Genomic DNA, 21,436 nt, shown 5'->3' with positions numbered 1-21,436 from the left:
AAGAAAGAAGGACTTATTTATGAAAATTGCATTAGGAAACGATCATATTGTGACAGACACAAAAATTGCGGTTTCAGATTTTTTAAAGGACAAGGGTTATGAAGTATTAGATGTAGGTGCCTATGATTTTACACGCACCCATTACCCTATCTACGGGAAAAAAGTAGGAGAAGCTGTTGCTAGTGGAGAAGCGGATTTTGGTGTATGTATTTGCGGTACAGGTGTGGGTATCGCTAATGCTGCAAATAAAGTACCTGGTGTTCGTTCCGCTTTGGTACGCGATATGACAAGCGCAATATATTCAAAAGAAGAACTAAATGCTAATGTGATCAGTTTTGGTGGAAAAATTACAGGTGAATTTTTGATTTGCGACGTTATCGAAGCTTTTCTTAAGTCAGAATATAAAGAGACAGAGGAAAATAAACAATTGATTGCTAAAATTAATCATGTGGAAGAAAATCATCCTGAACAAGAAGATCCTCATTTCTTTGATGAATTTATTGAAAAGTGGGAAAGAGGGGAATATCACGATTAATAAAAATGTTTGGGGAGGTTGGAAGATTGATTATCTCTATTACCATGAATCCTTCGATTGATATTTCTTATCCCTTGGAAACTTTGCATTTGGATACTGTCAATCGTGTGACAAATGTCACCAAAACCGCAGGGGGAAAAGGATTGAATGTTGCTAGAGTATTACATCAAAGCGGTGCAGATATTCTAGCAAGCGGTCTAGTTGGGGGACATTTTGGCGCCTTTATCCAAGAAAAACTTAGCAAGGAAGGCATTTGCCATCATTTCTTCATGATTGAGGGAGAGACTCGCAATTGTATTGCCATATTACATCAAGGAAAACAGACAGAGATTTTAGAACAAGGGCCTAGTATTACTAATGATGAAGCAAAAGAATTTTTAAGTCATTTTGACCAGATGATTGAACAAGCCAGTATGCTAACTTTTTCCGGAAGTTTGCCTGCTGGTTTACCTGATGATTATTATAAAGACATGATAGATTTATGCCATAAGAAACATAAATCTGTGGTGTTAGATTGCTCAGGTAGGGCTTTGCAAAATGCTTTAAAAGGTCAAATCAAACCATTATTAATCAAACCCAATAGAGAAGAACTAGCCGCTTTGCTAGGAAGAAATGTAAAAAATACAATTACAGACTTAAAAGAAGCGCTTATGTCACCTTTGTTTGATGGTATTGAATGGGTTGTAGTTTCCTTGGGGGCAGACGGTGTATTTGCTAAACATTACGATACATTTTATCAAGTAAAGATTCCTCCAATCGAAGTAGTAAACCCTGTAGGCTCAGGAGATGCTATGCTCGCAGGTCTAGCTCAAGCTTTAGATTATAAGCAAAGTGATGAAAAGGTATTAAAACACGGCAATGTGTTAGGCATGTTAAATGCCCAAGAAAAAGTGACTGGACAAGTGAATATGCAAAATTATCGGGTGTTGTTTGACCAGATCCAAATAAAAAAGGTTTAAGTGAGGGATGTAGTAGTGAAAGCATTAAAACCGTTAGTTGATGAAAACCATATTATTAGTGCTCTTGCAATTGATCAGCGAGGTGCATTGAAAAAGATGATGGATAAGTTTCAAGCGCAAGAAGCAACGGATCAACAGGTAAAAGATTTCAAAGAAATTATAGCCTCTGAATTGACCCCATATGCTTCGGCGATTTTATTGGATCCAGAATATGGGTTACCTGCCACAAGAGTAAAAGATCGTCATGCAGGAGAATTATTAGCCTATGAGCAAACCGGTTATGATACGAGTGCTCCCGGCCGTTTGCCAGATCTTTTACCTACTTGGTCAGTAAAACGTATTAAAGAACAAGGAGCCGATGCCTGCAAGTTTCTATTGTACTATGATGTTGACGAAACAGTTGAAATCAATGAACAAAAGCGAGCTTTTATAGAACGTATTGGAGCAGAATGTATTGCTGAAGAACTTCCCTTCTTTTTAGAGTTAATCACTTATGATGCTTCTATTGCGGACAATAAAAGCAAAGCGTTTGCACTAAAAAAACCACATAAAGTAAATAGTGCTATGAAGGAATTCTCAAAAGATCGTTATAAAGTGGATGCGTTAAAGGTTGAAGTACCGGTTAATATGGCTTATGTAAAAGGATATAACGAAAAAGAAATCGCATATACGCAAAAAGAAGCCTGTGAGTATTTCCAAGAACAAAGCAATATCAGTCAACTGCCCTTTATTTTCTTAAGTGCAGGTGTTAGTACAGAAATGTTTCAGGAAACCTTACGTTTTGCAAAAAAAGCTGGGTCCGCTTTTAATGGCGTTTTATGCGGACGTGCAACTTGGGCAAATGGGGTTGAAAACTTTATAAAAGAAGGTGAAGACTCCGCTAGACAATGGATGCGAACCCAAGGAAGAAAAAATATAGAAGAACTGAATGAGTTATTACAGGAAACTGCTACACCAATTAACTTTTAATAAATACTGGGATAGGGAAATATTCTTTTTTAAGAACATAAAGTAATAAATCTAATAATTTTATAAGACTGATTAAATCAGGGGAGGATAATAAATGATTAATAAGGAAGAAATCTCGAAAGTAGGTTTTGCTTTAGTAGCTTATGCTGGGGATGCTAAAGCTGATTTATTTGATGCATTAAAGCAAGCACGTCAAGGTAATTTTAAAAAAGCACGAGAACTCGTTGAAGATGCAAATGAAAATATTAATGAGGCACATAATCAGCAAACTAGTTTATTAACTCAAGAAGCGGGGGGTGCAGAATTAGATGTGACTTTTATTATGGTTCATGGACAGGACACATTGATGACCACGATGATGTTAAAAGATGAAATTGATTATATCATCAATCAATATGAACGTATTACAGCACTAGAAAAAAAAGTAGAAAGAGGAGGGCTATAAAAATGACTTTATTAAACCATGTGAAAGCACTACCGGAAAACTTTGTTTGGGGAGGGGCTACTGCAGCTTATCAAGTCGAAGGTAGTACAGAAGTAGATGGAAAAGGGAAAACGATGTGGGACGATTATTTAAAAAAACAAGGACGTTTTTCACCAAATCCTGCAAGTGACTTTTACAATCGTTATGCTGAAGATATCAACTTATCTAAAGAGCATGGCTTAAATGCTATACGTGTTTCTATTGCGTGGACTAGAATTTTCCCAGATGGTTATGGAGAACCCCTTAAAACAGGTATTGATTACTATCACGATCTTTTTAAAACCTGTTTAGATAACGGTATAGAACCATATGTAACATTACATCATTTTGATAGTCCTAAGAAGTTGTTTGACCAAGGAGAATGGTTGAACCGTCAAAATATTGATTATTTTGTCGATTATGCTCGTTTCTGCTTTGAAGAATTTAATGAAGTTACTAATTGGTTTACAATCAATGAGCCGGTGCCATTAGCGTATTCTCAATTCATTCAAGGTAATTTTCCACCTAATCATCATTTTGATGTGACAAGAGGTATTCAAGCACAACATAACGAAATGCTTGCTCATGCTCGAGTAGTTAATTTGTATAAAAATGAATTGGAAAAAGAAGGTAACATTGGTGTGATACATAATTTGACGCCAGTTTACCCTATTACCGATACTCCCAAAAACCGCCATGCAGCGAAATTAAAAGATGCTTTCATGAATAAGTTTGTTTTGGATGCTACTTTTCTAGGATATTATTCTGAAGATACGATGAATTCGATCAATGAAATCTTACAGCTTAATGGCGCATCATTAAAGGTTGAAGATGGTGATTTTTCTATTATGAAACAAGCTGCATCTCAAAACGATTATTTTGGTATCAATTATTACCAAAATGAATTTATTCAAAGTTATGAAGGCGAAAGTACTAGTCATTTTAATGGTACTGGAGAAAGGGGAACTTCTACCTTTAAATTCAAAGGAGTAGGAGAATCTGTTAAAAAAGAAGGTGTTCCGCAAACTGATTGGGATTGGAATATTTACCCTGAAGGACTATATGACATTTTGAAACGTGTATCGCATGACTATAAAAATTGTAAAACGATCTATATTACAGAGAATGGTATGGGATATAAAGATGAAACACCTACACGAGAAGACGAAGTTATTGATGACACCCCACGTATTGACTATATTGATCAACATTTAGAGGCATTACTGAAAGCTCGGTCAGAAGGAGTAGACGTGCAAGGATATTTTGTATGGTCTTTACAAGATCAATTTTCTTGGGCTAATGGTTATAACAAACGTTACGGATTATTCTATGTTGATTTTGAGACACAAAAACGTTATATCAAAAAAAGTGCGCTATGGTTTAAAGAATTAGCAAAAACAATGGAGAAATAATAAAGTTATAGCCTTTTCGGAGAGAAAAGTTTATCCGAAAGGCTATTAGATAGGGGGTTTTTTATTGAATAAGATTATCAAATTACTTGAAAAAAATCAGGGAACATTCGAAAAAATATCGCAAAATATCTATTTGCAAGCAATTAAAGACGGCTTTCTTAATGCAATGCCAGTTATTTTATTTTCCAGTATCTTTTTACTTTTAGCTAATGTTCCCGAAGTTATCGCAACAGGTTTAGGAATTGATTTTGCTTTACCAGAAACATTAACAGAATGGTTTAATAAAATTTATGAGTATACCATGGGTATTGTAGGCTTGATGGTAGCTGGAACTACTGCTAAAAATTTAGCAGTTTCGATGAACCGAAGAATGCCCGACGGAAAGGTTATTGGGGAAACTTCCGTAATGTTAGCTTCCCTATCTGGGTTCTTACTATTGGCTGTTTCTAAAACCAGTGAAGGAAACTTCGAAGCTGTTAATATGGATACTCATGGCTTGTTATCTGCTTTTGTATCCGCTTTTTTAACAGTGAACATGTTTAAGTTTTGTATCACTCATGATATTACAATTCGTTTGCCAAAAGAAGTGCCAGGAACGATATCACAAAATTTTCGTGATATATTTGCTTTTTCATTTTCCGTATTAGGTTGTGCATTAATTGATATTATTGCAAGAGTAGCTTTCAAAGTACCTTTTGCTGATATTTTAACACAAGTGTTCGCGCCATTGTTTGGTGGGGTGGAATCTTACCTAGGAATGAGTATTGTTTGGTTGTTGATTCCAATGTTTTGGTTTGTTGGCGTTCATGGACCAAGTGTTGTTAAGCCGGCCATTACTGCTGCTTTAATAGGAAATACTTCAGAAAATTTGGAACTATTTCAATCAGGCGAGTTTCCTCATCATGCTTTAACAGAAAATTTTGGTAATTTTGTTGGCGAATTAGGTGGAACAGGTGCAACTTTAGTTGTTCCTTTCATCTTTATGTTTGCTATGCATTCTAAACAATTAAAGGCTGTGGGTAAAGCTTCTTTTATACCCGTCTTATTTTCCGTGAATGAACCTTTATTGTTTGCAGCGCCTATTATTTTAAATCCCTATTTTTTCATACCGTTTTTAATAGCGCCAGTAGTTAATGTTGTTATTGGTAAATTATTTATTGATGTTTTAAGTATGAATGGAATTATGTATGTTCTACCATGGGCTTCACCAGGACCATTAGGATTATTTTTAGGGACGAATTTTGATTGGTTATCACTTGTTCTGAGTGTGGTTTTGATTATTGTAGATATTCTGATTTACTATCCATTCTGTCGTGCTTATGATAGAACTCTTATTCAAGAAGAAACTGAGAAGACAGGGGAAATTGAAGAAAACTATTATAACGAAGAATCTGAAATGGTTGTAGCAGAAAATAATGAAAATATAGCCACAGAAAAGGTAATTGATACAAATAAAGGAAATCGAATTTTAGTTATTTGTGCAGGCTCTGGAACGAGTGAACAATTAGCTGGCGCGCTCAATGAAGCTGCTGAAAAAGATGATATACCAATTACAGCTAAAGGAGCAGCTTATGGTTCTCATTATGATTTATTACCTAATTATGACGCAGTTATTTTAGCTCCGCAAGTGAAAATGTATCGTGATGATATACAAGAAGATGCAGATAAATATGGTGTTAAAGTTATTATTGCTAGAGGTAAAGAATATGTACAAATGACACAAGCTCCACAAGAAGCGTTGAATTTTGTCTTAAAAAGTTTAAACGAGTGACAAAAGAAAAATGATTAAAATATAGCTTGAATTTTATTAATAAGGATTACCAAGATAATACCACGGTAATGTCTAAGCGATGGACAGAGATACAAAAAGAGCTTATTGCCTAAACTCTAAGCATAGCAACTGTAGACCTAGATTCGTAAAAAAATATTTATTAACTAGGGAACTGCCTATGTAACTACAATTTAACTTTTTGATAGTTGTTAAAATGATAAAATTAACCTGAATGATTTATAAAAATTTGTGGATAACGCATTCGACCGCTCAACGAGGTGACTTTGATGTTATTTTCCCTTTTTATTGCCACTTTTTAATAAAGAATAGGAAGGGACGATCGAACGACGCTAAAAAAAGATAAAATTCTTCCTAGAAAATGAAAACCAAGCCTTTTTTATCAAGAGGAGAAGGGTAAAAGTAAACTAGAGATTCAATCGCTGAATTCGTGTAAGGACTTCCCAAAACAACGTGTTGTAAACATTCGTACTTGATAAGTGAATTTGCACTTGACGCGCGTGTTCTGTGACTTTTCCAGCAATATGAAATAGTTGAAAACGGATCGTGTCAATCACCGTCGTCTTTTTCTCTTGCGGAAAAGTCAGCTGTTTCATCAAGTGGATGATATTATAGGCGATAAAACTTAGGGCTAAGCGAGCCTTATTCGCTAAAAAGGAAGGACTATCCGTTTTATCAGCGAAAAATCCGGTCTTCATTTCTTTGATGAAGTTTTCCATATTCCCACGTTTTTGATAGAGCTGAAAAATGGTTTGGGGCGAAAGATGAGCGAAATCGGACACCACAAATTGAAATTCGGAAAAAAGTAAAGTTTCGGCTTTTCGGGTAGCCTTGATGGCTACTGTCCGAGATCGGTCCCAAGAATCTGCTTGATAAGCCATCTTAAAATATTGATGTTCGGTCTTTGTGTAGTCCGTACCGTTGGTATATTGGACAAGATGTTGCGCATAATGAATCAACCGTACGTTATTTTTCAATTTAATCACATAATGGGCGCCTCGACACTCACATTGTTTATAAATTTCCGGTTTGGCAAAGCCACTATCCCCGCGTACAAGCATTGTGGGATCACTCGAACGTTGTTGGTAATGCGCCAACATTTCTACGAGATAATCTTCGGCGTGGGTGGAGGTATAAGATTTGCCATGACGATGGCGAACATCTAATGCCAATCCGGTTAAACCTTCAAATGCCACAAATGGATGATACCCATTGAGGCCATAGTGGTAAATATATTCCCCTGCTTCTTGCTTTCCGTAAGTGGGACAACAGGTGGAATCCAGATCAAGCACGAGTTGTTGGCTGTTTTGCTGGTCCATGCCTAAATCGCCAAGTTTTTTCGCCACTTGTAATAGTTGATTAACATTTTCTTCTGTCAAGGTATGAAGCAAAGTAGACATCATAAATTGCGAACTGAGTCGCTCTTGTTTCAATGCTTCCTTAAAAAGGCGATCATATTGTAAGGTATTGGCGTCTCGGTCTCGAGAATAACCAGCGATCAATTGATATAGCCATTGTTTTACGACATCCAGCCATTCATGTTGGGCGAAGGCACGATACTCTGGAATATGAACGTATTGCGCTAACAGGGAATCAAAACGAATTTGATTTAGAAACTCCGAAAGTAAGACGAGCCCCGCGTCATTGGTTAAGGTGCCACCATCATTGGCGATCGAGATGGCTTTTTGCTCATTGAATGTAAGAGAATTTTGTTGTAAAGTGAAAGACATAAGAACGCACTCCTTATTGTTATGTTTTGTCGACTTTACAATAACACGAAGTGCGTTCTTTTTGTACACCCAGAAGGTGAAGCAACTAAACTTTTAGAAAAATGAGCATACCAAGGATTGATTCATCCTTGGAAAAATTTATAAATCATTCAGGATTAATAATGAGCTTTAACAAAACATAATCTTATCCATATACAATTTTCTAGTTTGATTAAAAAGCAACAGGCATGTCATTTTGCTGCCTGTTGCTTTTTAGTTTTCTATCTGTTCATTTGTTTGTTTTTGCCAAATTTCATTAAAATAATTTTCCACTTCTATAGCATGAGCTTCGTCTGCAACAATCAAAACAACAGTATCAAAACCAGCAAGGGAGCATTTTACTTCAGGTAAATGTATCTCATCAATCATCGACGCTAATAAGGAAGCATTATCAGGAAGGGTATGGACAATTGTTAGGAATTGAACGTGTTCGATCTTAGTAACGATATCATTAAATATACTAATTAATTTCTCCGTTTCTCCTTGTTTTTGTAAGGAAGAAGTATCATATAGTACAAATTTAGGTTTTCCCTTCTCATCAATTGTTTTAATTATTTTTAAGTCACGTATATCTCTAGAAATAGTTGCCTGTGCAATAGTTATATCTTTTTTTTGTAGTCGCTGTAATAACTCTTCTTGAGTCCGAATTGTATTTTGACTAATTATTTGTTTAATTAAACTTTGCCGTTCATTTTTATGCAATTTTTTCACCTCTTAATGTATCTTAATTCATATTAATTATATCAAAAATAAAACTAAAGGACTACTTAATAATATTTTTATTAAGAAACGTGAAATAAATATTGTTGAAAGTATTCATTCACCATGCGAGCGTCCTCTTCATTTTTAGAAAGTATTAAAATGGTATCATCACCAGCAATACAGCCAACAATTTTGCTATTAACTTCTACACGAACTTTATCGATTAAAACACCAATCGCGTTACCATTGCCAGGAAGGACTGTTAGTAGGTTGGTAAACTCTATTTGAGTTAAAGAGACTCCAGTTTCCATAATAATATCGCTCAGACGTTCTTCTTCTGACTTCTTTTTTGTTCCTAAAACAGAATTGTTTAATATACGATAATATGATTTTCCACTATTATCTTCTACTTTTGTAATATTTAATTCCCGTATATCGCGAGAGATGGTTGCTTGTGTAGTAAGAGCCTTTTCTTTTTCAAGTAGACTTAATAATTCGTTTTGAGTAGAAACTTCATTTTCAGTAACAATTTTTTTTATGATAGCTTGACGTTGTGTACGGTTCATTTGTTCACCACCTTCACTTAACTAATTTTAGACCTTCTATTATTATTATTATAACAAGTACTACACATTTTTTCCTTATAAAATGTAGTTAAATGAGCTAGTGGGAAACGATTGTGTTAAGGTGAATAAGCGTTTCAAATTAAAGAATAAAAAAAATTATGTATAAAATGAAAAATTAATGATAAATATACAGCAAAAATTTGCATTTTAAAAAGAAAGCGCATTCTATTTCGTTGAAAATATACTAATAATTGAATAACGTTGTATAATTTCCTTTTTATTTGCTGAATATTTCACAATTGGTGATTGGATAATTTATTATCCTTATGTTGTAAGTTAAATAAAGAGGAGGACTTAAGTTATGAGTAAGCCAATTAATGTTTTTTCAGAAATTGGAAAGCTTAAAACGGTTATGTTACACAGACCTGGGAAAGAACTGGAAAATTTAATGCCTGATTATTTGGAAAGACTACTATTTGATGATATTCCATTTTTAGAACAGGCTCAAAAGGAGCATGACCATTTTGCAGGCATGCTTCGTGATAAAGGAGTAGAAGTTGTTTATTTGGAAGATTTGGCAGCGGAGTCATTGATTAGTGAAGAAGTTCGTATACAATTCATTGATCAATACTTAGATGAAGCAGGTATTCGTAGTCATGCGGTAAGAGAAAAAGTAAGAGAAATGCTGATTGCAATTGAAGATAATCGTGAGTTGATTGATAAAACGGTTGCCGGGATTCAAAAGGTTGAAATGCCAGAATACCAAATTGAAGGTTTAGCTGACATGATAGAAAGCGCTTATCCATTTATAATTGATCCAATGCCGAATCTATATTTTACTCGAGATAATTTTGCTACAATGGGTAACGGGGTCTCTTTAAACCATATGTATTCGGTAACAAGACAAAGAGAAGCTATCTATGGGCAGTATATTTTTGAATACCATCCACGTTTTGCAGGCAATGAAGTCCCTAAAGTTTATGATCGTAATGATACAACTCGTATTGAAGGTGGTGATGAATTAGTACTTTCTAAAGACGTTTTAGCCGTAGGAATTTCTCAACGGACAGAAGCTACTTCTATTGAAAAACTAGCAAAAAATATTTTTAAACAAGAATTAGGTTTCAATTGCGTTTTAGCCTTTAATATTGGTGAATATCGTAAATTCATGCACTTAGATACTGTCTTTACGATGATAGATTATGATAAATTTACAATTCATCCAGAAATTGAAGGTGAGTTAGAAGTTTATTCAATTACACCAAAAGCAGATGGCGAATTAAATATTGTGCGAGAAGAGGACACATTGGAACACATTTTAGCAAAATATTTAAACCGTGATTCTGTACAATTAATTCGTTGTGGTGATGGCAATGTTACTGCTGCTGCAAGAGAGCAATGGAATGATGGTTCAAACACTTTAACAATTGCTCCAGGGGAAGTGGTTGTATATGACCGTAATACGGTAACTAACAAAGCGTTAGAAAAAGCAGGGGTAAAATTAAATTATATTCCTGGTAGTGAACTAGTGCGTGGACGTGGCGGTCCTCGTTGTATGAGTATGCCTTTATATCGTGAAGACCTTACAAAATAAAGAACAGGAGAGTTTATAATGACATCAGTATTTCAAGGACGTAGCTTATTAGCTGAAAAAGATTTTACTCGTGGAGAATTAGAGTACCTTATTGATCTTAGTTTGCATTTAAAAGATTTGAAGAAACGTGGCGTACCGCATCATTATTTAGAAGGAAAAAACATTGCGTTACTATTCGAAAAAAATTCAACAAGGACACGTTCTGCATTTACAACTGCAGCTATTGATTTAGGGGCTCATCCAGAATTTTTAGGTGCAAATGATATTCAATTAGGAAAGAAAGAATCTGTTGAAGATACTGCAATTGTATTAGGTAGCATGTTTGATGGTATTGAATTTCGTGGTTTTAGTCAGGACACAGTCGAAGAGTTAGCACAACATTCTGGTGTTCCCGTGTGGAATGGATTAACTGATCAATGGCATCCTACTCAAATGATCGCTGATTTTATGACTGTTAAAGAAGCTTTTGGACAATTAGAAGGTATTACTCTTGTCTATGTTGGTGACGGACGTAATAATATGGCAAATAGTCTTTTAGTAACAGGGGCAATTTTAGGAGTAAACGTACGAATCTGTTCACCTAAAGAACTTTCACCTACACAAGAGGTAGTAAATTATGCCGAAAAATTTGCTAAAGAATCGGGCGCACAATTGATGGTTACTGATGATGTAGCAAAAGGTGTTAAAGATGCAAATGTTTTATATACTGACGTTTGGGTTTCTATGGGTGAAGAAGACAAATTTGAAGAACGAGTTAATTTATTGAAACCTTATCAAATTAATATGGATATGATCCAAAAAACAGGTAACCAAGATAATAATTTAATCCTTCTCCATTGCTTACCTGCTTTTCATGATACTAAAACACAATATGGAAAAATGGTTTCTGAGGATTATGGAATTGATGAAATGGAAATTACTGATGAAGCATTTAGAAGTAAATATGCACGACAATTTGAAGAAGCAGAAAACAGAATGCATTCAATTAAAGCTATCATGGCTGCAACGTTAGGTAATTTATTTATCCCTCGTGTGTAAATAAGCAAACGTTTTACTGTTTTAAATTTAAAAGTAAAAAATAGTTTGTGGTTATTATATAGTTTAATTAATGTTAACTGCAGACTATTTTTTACTAATAATTTTTATTTATTAAAGGAAAGGAAGGACATAATAATTATGGGTAAAAAAGTTGTCGTAGCTTTAGGAGGAAATGCGATTCTTTCAGATGATGCCAGCGCGAAAGCGCAACAAGAAGCGTTGGTTCAAACTTCTAAATATTTAGTTCAATTAGTCCAAGCTGGTAATGATTTGATTATTTCACATGGAAATGGACCACAAGTAGGTAACTTATTATTACAACAACAAGCTGCTAATAGTGAAAAAAATCCAGCTATGCCGTTAGATACTTGTGTAGCTATGACACAAGGTAGCATTGGTTATTGGTTGTCAAATGCTATGAGTAACGAACTAGCTAAGAAAGAGATTGATAAACAGGTTGCTACCGTGTTAACACAAGTTGTTGTTGATGAGAATGACCCCGCTTTTAAAAATCCGTCAAAACCAGTAGGCCCATTTTTAACTAAAGAAGAAGCAGATGAGGAAATGAAATCTGGAGCAACTTTTAAAGAAGATGCAGGCCGAGGTTGGCGTAAAGTTGTACCTAGCCCTAAACCCACTGATATCCATGAAGCAAGTACAATTAATAAGCTAGTAAATAGTGATGTTGTTACGATTTCATGTGGTGGTGGTGGCATCCCAGTTGTAGGAAAATCTTTACAAGGCGTAGAAGCTGTTATTGATAAGGATTTTGCTTCAGAAAAACTAGCTGATTTAGTTCAAGCTGATACTTTTATCATTCTAACAGGTGTAGATAATGTATATATAAATTATGGCAAAGAAAATGAGAAAAAATTAGAACAAGTAACAGTTGCAGAATTAGAAGAATATAAAGAACAAGGTCATTTTGCACCAGGTAGTATGTTACCTAAAATTGAAGCTGCTATCTCGTTTGCGAATAATAACCCGGAAAAACAAGCGATAATTACATCTTTAGAAAATTTAGGTAAAATGGAACAAAATGAGACTATCGGTACCGTTATAACTAAATAAAAGCTTTTTAGGAGAGTTAAAATGGAGATAGAAGAAGTGATTACGAGATATAATAAATACTTTCAATATTTTTCTGATCAAGAAATTAATTTGATTCAGCGTAATAGTTTAGTGAGAAATTACCGGAAAAGGCAAGTATTGTATAGTCCAGGAGATAGCAGGTCTCATCTTTATCTTTTGAACTCAGGTACAATTAGAATTGAAAAATCCGACATCAACGGGGAATTCATGTATTTACAGTTCATACCTAGCGATGAACTGTTTCCCTTAATTGGATTGTTTTATGATGAGACTTATACCTTTTCAGCAATCGCGCAAACGGATATTGAAGTCGTTATTATACCAGTAAAATTCTTTGAGCAACTTCTTAGTAATAATGCGAAACAATTAGTCAAATATTTACAGATACAATCTGAGGCCTTAAAAACTAAAAATATGAAAATTCAAAAGGGCATAATAAGTAATACTTATGATCGTGTTATTACTTCTCTTGCAATTTTATTTAGTGATTTAGCAGAACGGAATCAACGGACCGGAGAAATAGAACTTGCCTCTCCGGTAACGATTACGGATATTTCGACAATGAGTGGTACAACTCGGGAGACCACTAGTAGCATAATTAAACAGCTCGTTCAATCAAAACTGATTCGCTATAATCATAAACGGTTGATTTTCTTAGACAGTACTTTTTTTGTTGAACGACTAACAAACTAAAAAGAAAGAAGGTCGGACACAGTCTCTAACTGTGAAAAATAAAATGGCAAAAAAAAAGAAAAGAAAAGAATTATCGTCATTTAGTATTTTATTTATTATTCTTATTGCTTTAGGTATACTAACAATAATACTAAATGGTCAGACATTTTCTCCGCAGACGGTCGATGGCGAGACGGTTAATCAAGTAGTTGGCGCTAAAATATCAGATATTGTGATGGCTCCATTTAATGGTTTCCGTGATGCAATTGAAATTAGTGTGTTTATTTTAGTGCTAGGTGGTTTTTTGAATATTGTTACTCAATCAGGCGCACTTGAATCTGGCATACAAACGGTGGTAAAAAAGTTAAAGGGAAATGAATTAATTATAATTCCCATTTTAATGGTATTATTTTCAATTGGTGGATCTACTTATGGTATGGCTGAAGAAACAATTCCTTTCTATAGCTTATTAACTGCTACGCTAGTAGCAGCAGGTTTTGACACAATTGTTGCTGTAGGTACTGTGTTACTCGGTTCTGGCTCAGGGGTAATTGGTTCAACTGTTAATCCATTTTCAACAGGCGTAGCAATGGATGCTTTGAGGGGAATCGGTATTCAGCCTAACACAGGGGTCATTTTATTAATAGGATTTATGCTTTGGGCTGTTTCTACTGCTTACTCTATTTTTATTGTGATGCGTTACGCTAAAAAAGTAAAAGAAGACAAGGGTTCAACAATTCTTTCACTGCAAGAACAAGAGGATATGAAAGAAAACTTCGGGCAAGAAGATAAAAAAGATTTGTCTTTTACGAAACGTCATAAAATTATTTTATCTATCTTTGCATTTTGTTTTCTAGTTATGATTGTATCATTGATTCCTTGGGGAGATTTTGGGGTTACGATTTTTGATGGATGGACTTCCTTTTTAACAGGAGAAAGTTTCGGCGATTGGTATTTTGGAGATTTAGCAATGTGGTTCTTCATTATTGGTCTAATTTGTGCAATTGTTGGAAGATTCTCTGAGAAGGAAACAGTAGATTCTTTTGTTGAAGGTAGTAAAGATATGTTATCTGTTGTTTTAATTATCGTAGTAGCGCGTGGTGCTTCAGTATTAATGTCTACTACCTATTTAGATCTATTTATTTTGGATAAAGCTGCAGGGTTATTACAAGATTTCTCTCCAATTTTATTCGTAATTGGTGCTTATGTATTGTATTTAGGTCTATCTTTCATAATCCCTTCTACTTCAGGTTTGGCCTATGTTTCTATTCCTGTTATGGGTGGATTAGCAAATAACATAGGTTTAAGTCCAGATGTGATGGTTATGATTTTTGCCTCTGGTTGTGGTTTAATTAACCTAATTACGCCTACTTCGGGTGTTGTAATGGGTGGATTGGAAGTATCAAAAGTAAATTACTCTACTTGGATAAAATTTATGCGTAAACCAATAATTGTTTTAGGTGTTTTGAACTTACTTATTTTGATTATTTCAATGCTAGTAGCTAGTTGATTATTAAAAAAACTTGGGTGTTCAAATAAAGGTACCCAAGTTTTTTTAATTTAGTACTTTATTGCAGTGACGCAATTGAGAATAAATTTTTAATGATTATATTAACAAAATCAGCCAGTACTTTCGTAAAAAAGTTGCTGGTTTTTTTGTAATAAAAGGTTTTAGATAATCTATATTAGTTTATAACTTGCTACTCTAACTTTCTTTTACTAATGTAGATGAGTTTTCTAATTAGCAAGAATAAAACAGTTCTATTCGTAATTTCTTTTATAACCTTGCCGAACAAAGTCCCAATCGAATGAAACATTTGAGCTCACTATTTTCAATAAGTTCAATAATTGCTTTTGTTCTTTTAAGGAAAGATTAGCTAATGCTTGTTTACTTGAATATTTCTCTTCTCGTTGCAGATAATCATGTAATTTTTCTCCCTTTTGTGTGACAAAAAGGCATCGAATTTTTTTATTTGTTGAATCAGCTTTTTTTAAAATCAGCTGCTCCTGTTCAAGATGTTTTACTGTTTTAGCTACAGCTGTGCGATCATTTTTGACTAACTTGGCTAAGTTATCATTGATAATACCTGGGTTTTCATAAATTCTACTTAGATAAAGGTATTGCCCTTTATTCAAATGGATATCTTTAAATTCAACATTACTAATATAGTCTAAGGCGCGTGCGATGTTTCCTATTTCTCGTAAAATTTGAGACAATGATTTCACTCCTTGGGATAAATGTAGTATTTATTTTTAAATAAACCGATAATAGTAAGCAAATCTTTTGCTAAAATAACCATTGTTTGGTCTGGTCTACCTGGAGCAAAACTAATTTCTCCTGGTTAAATAACTCTTCGTCAACAATGATCGTGATGTTTGAATCATAGCCTAGCGGGGAAACAGCGCCAGCTCTTTGTCCAGTTGTCTGTTCCATTTCATTTTTTGCAACAATTTTTAATCGTTTTCCTGTTAATTGGTGAATTTTTTTAAAATCCGCTTTTTTTGTTGTGAAAGTGAAAAAGATATAATATTTGTCATAGGAATCTTTTAAAAATAAGCTTTTTGTTTCAGTACCTGAGAAACCCTTTTTTGCTTTAACAACTAAGGCATCCTCGTTACTGAAGATTTCTTGGTGTTGATATAATTCGTAATACAACCCTTGTTTATTTAATGTAGTTACCAAATTTAGCATTGAAATTCCACCTCTTTTTACTACAGTACAATAATAATGTTGAATATTCAACATTATTATTGTACGATTAATGAAAAATATGACAAAGGAGTTAACTTAATATGAAGCAAAAATTTATTGTGAGAGATTCATTCTGGGAGCTTTTCCCAGAAACAGAAATTGCCGTTTTATTAGCAGATGACGTGAGTAATCGTTCATACGAAAATATGCCTAAAGATCTTTTAAAACAAGCAAATTCACGTGCAATAAAATGGGTAGAAGAAGATCCTATCAGTGCAAATCCGGTTATCAAAGATTGGCGAACGGCTTATCAAAGATTTAAAACTAAAAAAGGCGCACGTTGTGCTGTTGAAAATTTGTTGAAGCGTGCTAAGCAACAAAATGGTGTCAAATCAATTAATCCTGTAGTAGATATCTATAATTCCGTTTCCTTAGAGTGGGCTTTTCCTGTTGCTGGAGAAGATAGAGATTTTCTTAAAGGAGATCTTGAACTAACGATTGCACAAGGAGGAGAAATATTTGTTCCAATTAGTGAAGAAAGGACAGAAGAAGCACTTACAGGAGAAGTAGTGTATAAAGATTCTGAGTCTATTATTAGTCGTTGTTGGGCTTGGCGAGATAGTGCTCGCGTACAAGTTACAGAAGATACTACAAATTTAGTTTTTTATATGGAAAATCACTAGTGGTGCATGAAACATTTTAAATTCACTCATTATGTTTCACACTATTTCCATCCATAAAAAAATCCTTTATACTGGTCTTGGATGACTTATCCAAGACCAATACAAAGGACAAACACATGGATAAGTATAAAACAATTTCAGCTTTTAATAAATGGCTTTCGAACATAAATTTCAAAAATTTACCTTTTTCTATTCGTGAGAAAATTTCGCAAGCCGACAAGTATCATAAAAAGTTTGATTTTGAACACTTTTTGAAAGTGTTTCTCTATGGCATCGACAATGAGTGCGAAAGTTTACGTGAAATAGATACAGCGTTTGTTTCGCCTGATCTACAACAGACCATGGCGTTAGATTCGATTAGTCATTCGCAGCTTTCCCGTGAGCTCGCCCAGATGGATGACGAAATTTTGTGGGCGATCTTCGCCCAATTACTGGAGAAAGTACGGTCAAAAATACCGGTGACCAAACGAAACGCACTCTATCTCGTGGATTCTTCCACCTTTCCGTTAAATACCACTCGGTACCCTTGGGCGGACTTTCGCTCAACCAAAGCGGGGATCAAACTGCACTTAAAACTCTGTTTTATGGATAAAGAACACTTGTATCCGGATCAGTTTGAAGTCACGAATGCGGTAGAACATGATGACAATCACTTAGAAGTTTTTGTCAATCAACCGGAAGCGACCTATATCTTTGATCGTGGCTATATTGATTACGAGCGACTGGACGAGATGGAAGCTGACGGCTACTTTTTCGTCACAAGAGTGAAGAAAAACGCCAAAGTTCATGTCCTAGAAACTTATGAACCTTCTCAGAGTAAAAACATTTTGCGTGACCAAATGGTAGTGTTAGGCACTCAGGTTTATTTCACTTCCCCGTTTCGCTTGGTCACGATTCAGGATGAAAAAGGAAAACAATTACGCTTTGTCACCAACCGTTTTGATGTGACCGCCCAAGAAGTGGCCGACATGTACAAAGCGAGATGGCAAATTGAACTATTTTTTAAGCATATCAAGCAACATATGACGATTAAAAAGCTATTTTCACACAGTGAAAAAGGGGTAAGCAATCAAATCATTCTCGCCATGATTGCCAGTCTATTGACGTATTTACTCAAAGTAGAGACAGGAAGTAAGAAATCCCCGTTCCAAATCAAGCGCCTATTAAAACATCTGCTTTTTCAACCTTTTGAAGAATTGTGGGTATTACTCGTTCCTACGTGACGAAATAGCATTTGTCGTCGTTGCAACAGTATTCAGATAAATAATGAAAAAATTTTTTCTGGAAAAGTCATCCCTTGCGTAAGCATTTGATTTTTTTGTCATTTTTTAGAAAAAGTTAAAATCTGAATATTCTGATTATATTAATGCACCACTAGTGATGGAAAATATAAACCCTGAACGTAAAGCTGAACACAAACAGGCCATTCAGTTATTACAAAGTAGGCTAAAGCAATACCTATCCATTGAAACCACTTTTGGTCTAATCACAAAACAACAACCAGAGATAACGCTTTGATTTTACTTAGAAAGAGAGTGTGTAGTTTGCAGACAAAGATAAAAAAGTTTTCTGAATTAACTCTTCATCAATACCATTACTTAATGGCAAACCGAGTGGCTGTGTTTGTAGTGGAGCAAGCTTGTCCGTATCAAGAAATTGATGCTATTGATATGCAAGCCTATCATTTTTGGTTAGAGGATGAACAAGCTAACTTACTTGCTTATGCTCGTGTTTATTCTGAAGAACATTTGGTTCATTTCGGTCGAGTACTTGTTAAAAAGAAAGAACGTGGGAAGGGTCTAGGCAAAGAGTTGGTGCGACAAATAATTGAATGGATCCAAGTTTATTTTCCCGGGGGAAAAATGCATATTGAGGCACAAACTTATTTATATAATTTTTATACTTCGTTTGGGTTTGAAGCAGTATCGGAAGAATACTTAGAAGATGGTATTCCTCATATTAATATGGAAAAAAATGATTATGCGACTTCTTAATAGAAAAGGTTGTTAAAGAAGTCATACTGGTAAAAGATAAGAAAGTTTGTTATAATCTTCCTAAATATTATAAAAAATTAGAGATCAAGAGATTATCTTTTCAAAGTTCTTATAAGCGAGTTCGGAAATGGTGGAAGCCGAATGGATATGAAAAGGGAAACGCACTTGTGAAATTTTGCTTAGCAAACGGAGTCTGCCGTTACCAGATAGAGTTGGTTTGAAAACAAACAATAAGAGTGGTACCGCGGGAAATCTCGTCTCTAGCGTTTAAAATGCTAGAGGCTTTTTTTGTGGAAAATAATAAAGAAATTTGGAGGATATAAATGAATAATAAAGAAGTTGTAGCAAAAATAATCTTTGATGTCGTACACGATGATTTAACACTTGATCAAGTAGAGTATCTACTAGAAAACCCTAAGTCAGCAGCACATGGTGATGTGGCTTTTCCTACGTTTTCTTTGGCTAAGATTTATCGTAAGGCCCCGCAACAAATCGCCAGTGAATTAGCTGAACAAATTGACGATACTGCTTTTGAAAAGGTGGAAGTTGTAGGCCCTTATATAAACTTTTTCATGGATAAGAAAAAAGTTTCTCATGATGTATTAACAACAGTGATCGAACAAGGCGAACATTATGGTGATTTTAATATAGGCAATGACGATAATGTGCCTATTGATATGTCTTCACCTAACATTGCCAAACCTATTTCTATGGGGCATCTTCGTTCAACGGTAATAGGAAATTCAATTGCACTTATTTTGCAAAAAGTTGGTTATCAGCCTGTTAAAATTAATCATTTAGGTGATTGGGGCACCCAATTTGGTAAGTTGATCGTAGCTTATAAAAAATGGGGAATAGAAGAAAAAGTACGTAATAACCCCATTGAGGAGTTATTGAATCTTTATGTTGAGTTTCATGAAAAAGCTGAAGAAGAACCGGCATTGGAAGAAGAAGGAAGAGCTGCTTTTAGGAAGTTAGAAAATGGCGATCAAGAAGCTGTTGATTTATGGAAATGGTTCCGCTCAGAATCGCTAAAAGAATTTGATAAGATATATGATATGTTAGGAATAACTTTCGACTCTTACAAAGGGGAAGCTTTTTATGAAGATAAGATGGATGAAATTGTTGAATTGTTGGAAGAAAAACATTTATTGAAAGAAGACCGAGGCGCTGAAATCGTTGATTTGTCTGCTTATGATCTTAACCCTGCTTTAATTAAAAAACGTGATGGCGGTACGCTTTATATTACGCGGGATATGGCAGCTGCTTTATATCGTAAGCGTACTTATGACTTTGCGAAGTCTTTATATGTGGTAGGAAATGAACAAAGTTATCATTTTAAACAATTAAAAGCAACATTAAAAGAAATGGGTTATGATTGGTCAGATGACATGATCCATATTCCATTTGGATTAATTACAAAAGATGGTAAGAAATTATCTACACGTAAAGGTAAAGTGGTTCTTTTAGAAGAAGTTTTAAATGATGCGATCCAGTCAGCACAAAATCAAATTGCTGAAAAAAATCCTTCTTTAGAAAATAAAGAAGAAATAGCCAAGCAAGTAGGTGTAGGGGCTGTTATTTTTCATGATTTAAAAAATGATCGTTTGAATACATTTGATTTTACTCTAGAAGAAGTAGTACGTTTTGAAGGTGAAACTGGGCCTTATGTACAATACACTTATGCTCGCGCAATGAGTATATTAAGAAAAGCAGGGTTTACCCCAGATAAGAATAAAAATTATGCTTTAGATGATGAAGGAAGCTGGGAGATTGTTAAATTTATTCAAGGTTATCCTGAGATGGTTTTAGAAGCGGCAGATAAATACGAGCCTTCTGTTGTAGCTAAACACGCAATTAGGTTGTCTCAAGCATTTAATAAATATTATGGGAATACTAGAATCTTAGCTGAAGACAAACAACAAGAAGCTCGCTTAGCTTTGGTATATGTGGTAACAGTCTTGTTAAAAGAGGACCTACATTTATTGGGATTGCAAGCTCCCGAGAGGATGTAAAAAATGATCATTAAATAAAAGTGTATTTAAACTTACATTTTGTAAACATTATTATTTAAAAGATAGCAAAAGCATTGAAGCGCTGAGTAGCTTCGATGCTTTTTTATATGCATCGAAATTTTTGGTGCGCTCGGCATGGGCGATAACTTGGTGGTGAAAGTCCACTACAGGCTTGGCAGTAGGAACTGTTAGCCAAAAGCAAGGGTGTCCACTGCGAAGTGGAATCTGAAGGAAGCTGGAGGCAAACACTCGCGCTGACGAACAGAAACCTCATAGGAAGGCTGGATTGGGACGGATGAGCTTGCCAAACAAAGCAAAGTCCAATACTGCCCGAACCCCATACAGTAAATGAGGCAGCGGCATGAGTGGAAGGTTATCACTCCTTACCCGAGGATATCTATCTAGCGACAGCTGTCGTAGTAATAACGAATAGATAGAAGTCAGCTGAGGTCATAGTAGGGAAAATGTACCGAAGGACCGAACAATATTCAT

The 21,436-nt window shown here is 34.9% G+C and carries 19 protein-coding genes, 1 pseudogene and 1 other annotated feature; of the genes and pseudogenes, 15 read left to right on the top strand and 5 right to left on the bottom strand.

What is annotated here, in order from left to right; genetic code table 11:
* Nucleotides 1–19 precede the first annotated feature (19 nt).
* The 6 genes from lacB to AC806_RS11260 all read left to right on the top strand — a co-directional run bounded on the left by lacB (nt 20) and on the right by AC806_RS11260 (nt 6,109).
* Nucleotides 20–535, top strand: a complete 516-nt coding sequence (lacB, locus tag AC806_RS11285) for a galactose-6-phosphate isomerase subunit LacB (RefSeq protein ID WP_014125838.1) — start codon at nt 20–22, stop codon at nt 533–535.
* A gap of 26 nt (nt 536–561) precedes the next feature.
* The gene (locus tag AC806_RS11935; RefSeq protein WP_069029338.1) at nt 562–1,494 is read left to right on the top strand and encodes a tagatose-6-phosphate kinase; all 933 of its coding nucleotides are present in this window, start codon (nt 562–564) and stop codon (nt 1,492–1,494) included.
* 15 nt (nt 1,495–1,509) lie between these two features.
* Nucleotides 1,510–2,463, top strand: a complete 954-nt coding sequence (lacD, locus tag AC806_RS11930; RefSeq protein WP_231960497.1) for a tagatose-bisphosphate aldolase — start codon at nt 1,510–1,512, stop codon at nt 2,461–2,463.
* Nucleotides 2,464–2,557: 94 nt separating this feature from the next.
* Nucleotides 2,558–2,908 (top strand): PTS lactose/cellobiose transporter subunit IIA, encoded by a 351-nt coding sequence (locus AC806_RS11270; RefSeq protein WP_069029336.1) that lies wholly within the window; start codon nt 2,558–2,560, stop codon nt 2,906–2,908.
* A gap of 2 nt (nt 2,909–2,910) precedes the next feature.
* A complete protein-coding gene (gene lacG / locus AC806_RS11265) occupies nt 2,911–4,338 on the top strand; it encodes a 6-phospho-beta-galactosidase (RefSeq protein ID WP_069029335.1) in 1,428 nt (475 codons plus the stop codon).
* Nucleotides 4,339–4,402: 64 nt separating this feature from the next.
* Nucleotides 4,403–6,109 carry a PTS transporter subunit EIIC gene (locus AC806_RS11260; RefSeq protein WP_069029334.1) on the top strand — a complete coding sequence of 569 codons (1,707 nt, stop codon included), beginning with the start codon at nt 4,403–4,405 and terminating at the stop codon, nt 6,107–6,109.
* A gap of 425 nt (nt 6,110–6,534) precedes the next feature.
* Here AC806_RS11260 and AC806_RS11255 read toward each other — a convergent pair whose 3' ends face one another.
* The 3 genes from AC806_RS11255 to AC806_RS11245 form a co-directional block, all read right to left on the bottom strand.
* Entirely contained in the window at nt 6,535–7,857 is a 1,323-nt protein-coding gene (locus AC806_RS11255; protein ID WP_014124116.1) for an IS1380 family transposase, read from the bottom strand.
* A 252-nt stretch (nt 7,858–8,109) separates the two neighbouring features.
* The gene (locus AC806_RS11250; RefSeq protein WP_069029333.1) at nt 8,110–8,598 is read right to left on the bottom strand and encodes an arginine repressor; all 489 of its coding nucleotides are present in this window, start codon (nt 8,596–8,598) and stop codon (nt 8,110–8,112) included.
* 80 nt (nt 8,599–8,678) lie between these two features.
* Nucleotides 8,679–9,164 carry an arginine repressor gene (locus AC806_RS11245; protein ID WP_014125834.1) on the bottom strand — a complete coding sequence of 162 codons (486 nt, stop codon included), beginning with the start codon at nt 9,162–9,164 and terminating at the stop codon, nt 8,679–8,681.
* Between the two features lie 361 nt (nt 9,165–9,525).
* On the opposite strand from AC806_RS11245, the gene arcA reads away from it, so the two are divergent.
* From arcA to AC806_RS11220, 5 genes are all read left to right on the top strand, one after another.
* Complete coding sequence (gene arcA / locus AC806_RS11925; protein ID WP_069029332.1) at nt 9,526–10,758, top strand: arginine deiminase; 1,233 nt, start codon at nt 9,526–9,528, stop codon at nt 10,756–10,758.
* Nucleotides 10,759–10,773: 15 nt separating this feature from the next.
* Nucleotides 10,774–11,796 carry an ornithine carbamoyltransferase gene (gene argF, locus AC806_RS11920; protein ID WP_180991272.1) on the top strand — a complete coding sequence of 341 codons (1,023 nt, stop codon included), beginning with the start codon at nt 10,774–10,776 and terminating at the stop codon, nt 11,794–11,796.
* 138 nt (nt 11,797–11,934) lie between these two features.
* Nucleotides 11,935–12,867: a carbamate kinase gene (arcC, locus tag AC806_RS11230; protein ID WP_014125831.1), complete on the top strand. Its 933-nt coding sequence runs from the start codon at nt 11,935–11,937 to the stop codon at nt 12,865–12,867.
* A 21-nt stretch (nt 12,868–12,888) separates the two neighbouring features.
* Entirely contained in the window at nt 12,889–13,581 is a 693-nt protein-coding gene (locus AC806_RS11225; protein WP_069029330.1) for a Crp/Fnr family transcriptional regulator, read from the top strand.
* Between the two features lie 43 nt (nt 13,582–13,624).
* Nucleotides 13,625–15,070 (top strand): YfcC family protein, encoded by a 1,446-nt coding sequence (locus AC806_RS11220; RefSeq protein ID WP_069029329.1) that lies wholly within the window; start codon nt 13,625–13,627, stop codon nt 15,068–15,070.
* Nucleotides 15,071–15,321: 251 nt separating this feature from the next.
* Here AC806_RS11220 and AC806_RS11215 read toward each other — a convergent pair whose 3' ends face one another.
* Complete coding sequence (locus tag AC806_RS11215) at nt 15,322–15,777, bottom strand: MarR family winged helix-turn-helix transcriptional regulator (protein ID WP_014125828.1); 456 nt, start codon at nt 15,775–15,777, stop codon at nt 15,322–15,324.
* A gap of 5 nt (nt 15,778–15,782) precedes the next feature.
* Nucleotides 15,783–16,252: pseudogene (locus tag AC806_RS11210) on the bottom strand (YbaK/EbsC family protein).
* Nucleotides 16,253–16,353: 101 nt separating this feature from the next.
* Here AC806_RS11210 and AC806_RS11205 point away from each other — a divergent pair.
* The 4 genes from AC806_RS11205 to argS all read left to right on the top strand — a co-directional run bounded on the left by AC806_RS11205 (nt 16,354) and on the right by argS (nt 20,944).
* Nucleotides 16,354–16,935 carry a B3/B4 domain-containing protein gene (locus tag AC806_RS11205; protein ID WP_014125826.1) on the top strand — a complete coding sequence of 194 codons (582 nt, stop codon included), beginning with the start codon at nt 16,354–16,356 and terminating at the stop codon, nt 16,933–16,935.
* A 116-nt stretch (nt 16,936–17,051) separates the two neighbouring features.
* On the top strand, nt 17,052–18,158 hold the full coding sequence (locus tag AC806_RS11200) for an IS4 family transposase (RefSeq protein ID WP_069029328.1): 1,107 nt from the start codon (nt 17,052–17,054) through the stop codon (nt 18,156–18,158).
* A gap of 321 nt (nt 18,159–18,479) precedes the next feature.
* The gene (locus AC806_RS11195; RefSeq protein WP_014125824.1) at nt 18,480–18,929 is read left to right on the top strand and encodes a GNAT family N-acetyltransferase; all 450 of its coding nucleotides are present in this window, start codon (nt 18,480–18,482) and stop codon (nt 18,927–18,929) included.
* Between the two features lie 71 nt (nt 18,930–19,000).
* Nucleotides 19,001–19,194, top strand: a binding site (T-box leader).
* Nucleotides 19,195–19,252: 58 nt separating this feature from the next.
* On the top strand, nt 19,253–20,944 hold the full coding sequence (gene argS, locus AC806_RS11190; protein ID WP_014125823.1) for an arginine--tRNA ligase: 1,692 nt from the start codon (nt 19,253–19,255) through the stop codon (nt 20,942–20,944).
* The last annotated feature ends 492 nt before the right edge of the window (nt 20,945–21,436 follow it).

It is taken from the genome of Tetragenococcus halophilus (assembly GCF_001712815.1).
GTDB lineage: Bacteria > Bacillota > Bacilli > Lactobacillales > Enterococcaceae > Tetragenococcus > Tetragenococcus halophilus.
Note: the sequence above shows the minus strand (reverse complement) of the source record. Positions and strands in the feature narration are given on the sequence as shown.

Bases quoted from the DNA above. Each gene is read 5' to 3' on its own strand.
- arcA (WP_069029332.1), top strand. From the start codon at position 9,526: ATGAGTAAGCCAATTAATGTTTTTTCAGAAATTGGAAAGCTTAAAACG.
- arcC (WP_014125831.1), top strand. From the start codon at position 11,935: ATGGGTAAAAAAGTTGTCGTAGCTTTAGGAGGAAATGCGATTCTTTCA.
- lacB (WP_014125838.1), top strand. From the start codon at position 20: ATGAAAATTGCATTAGGAAACGATCATATTGTGACAGACACAAAAATT.
- AC806_RS11200 (WP_069029328.1), top strand. From the start codon at position 17,052: ATGGATAAGTATAAAACAATTTCAGCTTTTAATAAATGGCTTTCGAAC.
- lacG (WP_069029335.1), top strand. From the start codon at position 2,911: ATGACTTTATTAAACCATGTGAAAGCACTACCGGAAAACTTTGTTTGG.
- AC806_RS11245 (WP_014125834.1), bottom strand. From the start codon at position 9,164: ATGAACCGTACACAACGTCAAGCTATCATAAAAAAAATTGTTACTGAA.
- AC806_RS11220 (WP_069029329.1), top strand. From the start codon at position 13,625: ATGGCAAAAAAAAAGAAAAGAAAAGAATTATCGTCATTTAGTATTTTA.
- AC806_RS11255 (WP_014124116.1), bottom strand. From the start codon at position 7,857: ATGTCTTTCACTTTACAACAAAATTCTCTTACATTCAATGAGCAAAAA.
- AC806_RS11270 (WP_069029336.1), top strand. From the start codon at position 2,558: ATGATTAATAAGGAAGAAATCTCGAAAGTAGGTTTTGCTTTAGTAGCT.
- argS (WP_014125823.1), top strand. From the start codon at position 19,253: ATGAATAATAAAGAAGTTGTAGCAAAAATAATCTTTGATGTCGTACAC.
- AC806_RS11225 (WP_069029330.1), top strand. From the start codon at position 12,889: ATGGAGATAGAAGAAGTGATTACGAGATATAATAAATACTTTCAATAT.
- AC806_RS11205 (WP_014125826.1), top strand. From the start codon at position 16,354: ATGAAGCAAAAATTTATTGTGAGAGATTCATTCTGGGAGCTTTTCCCA.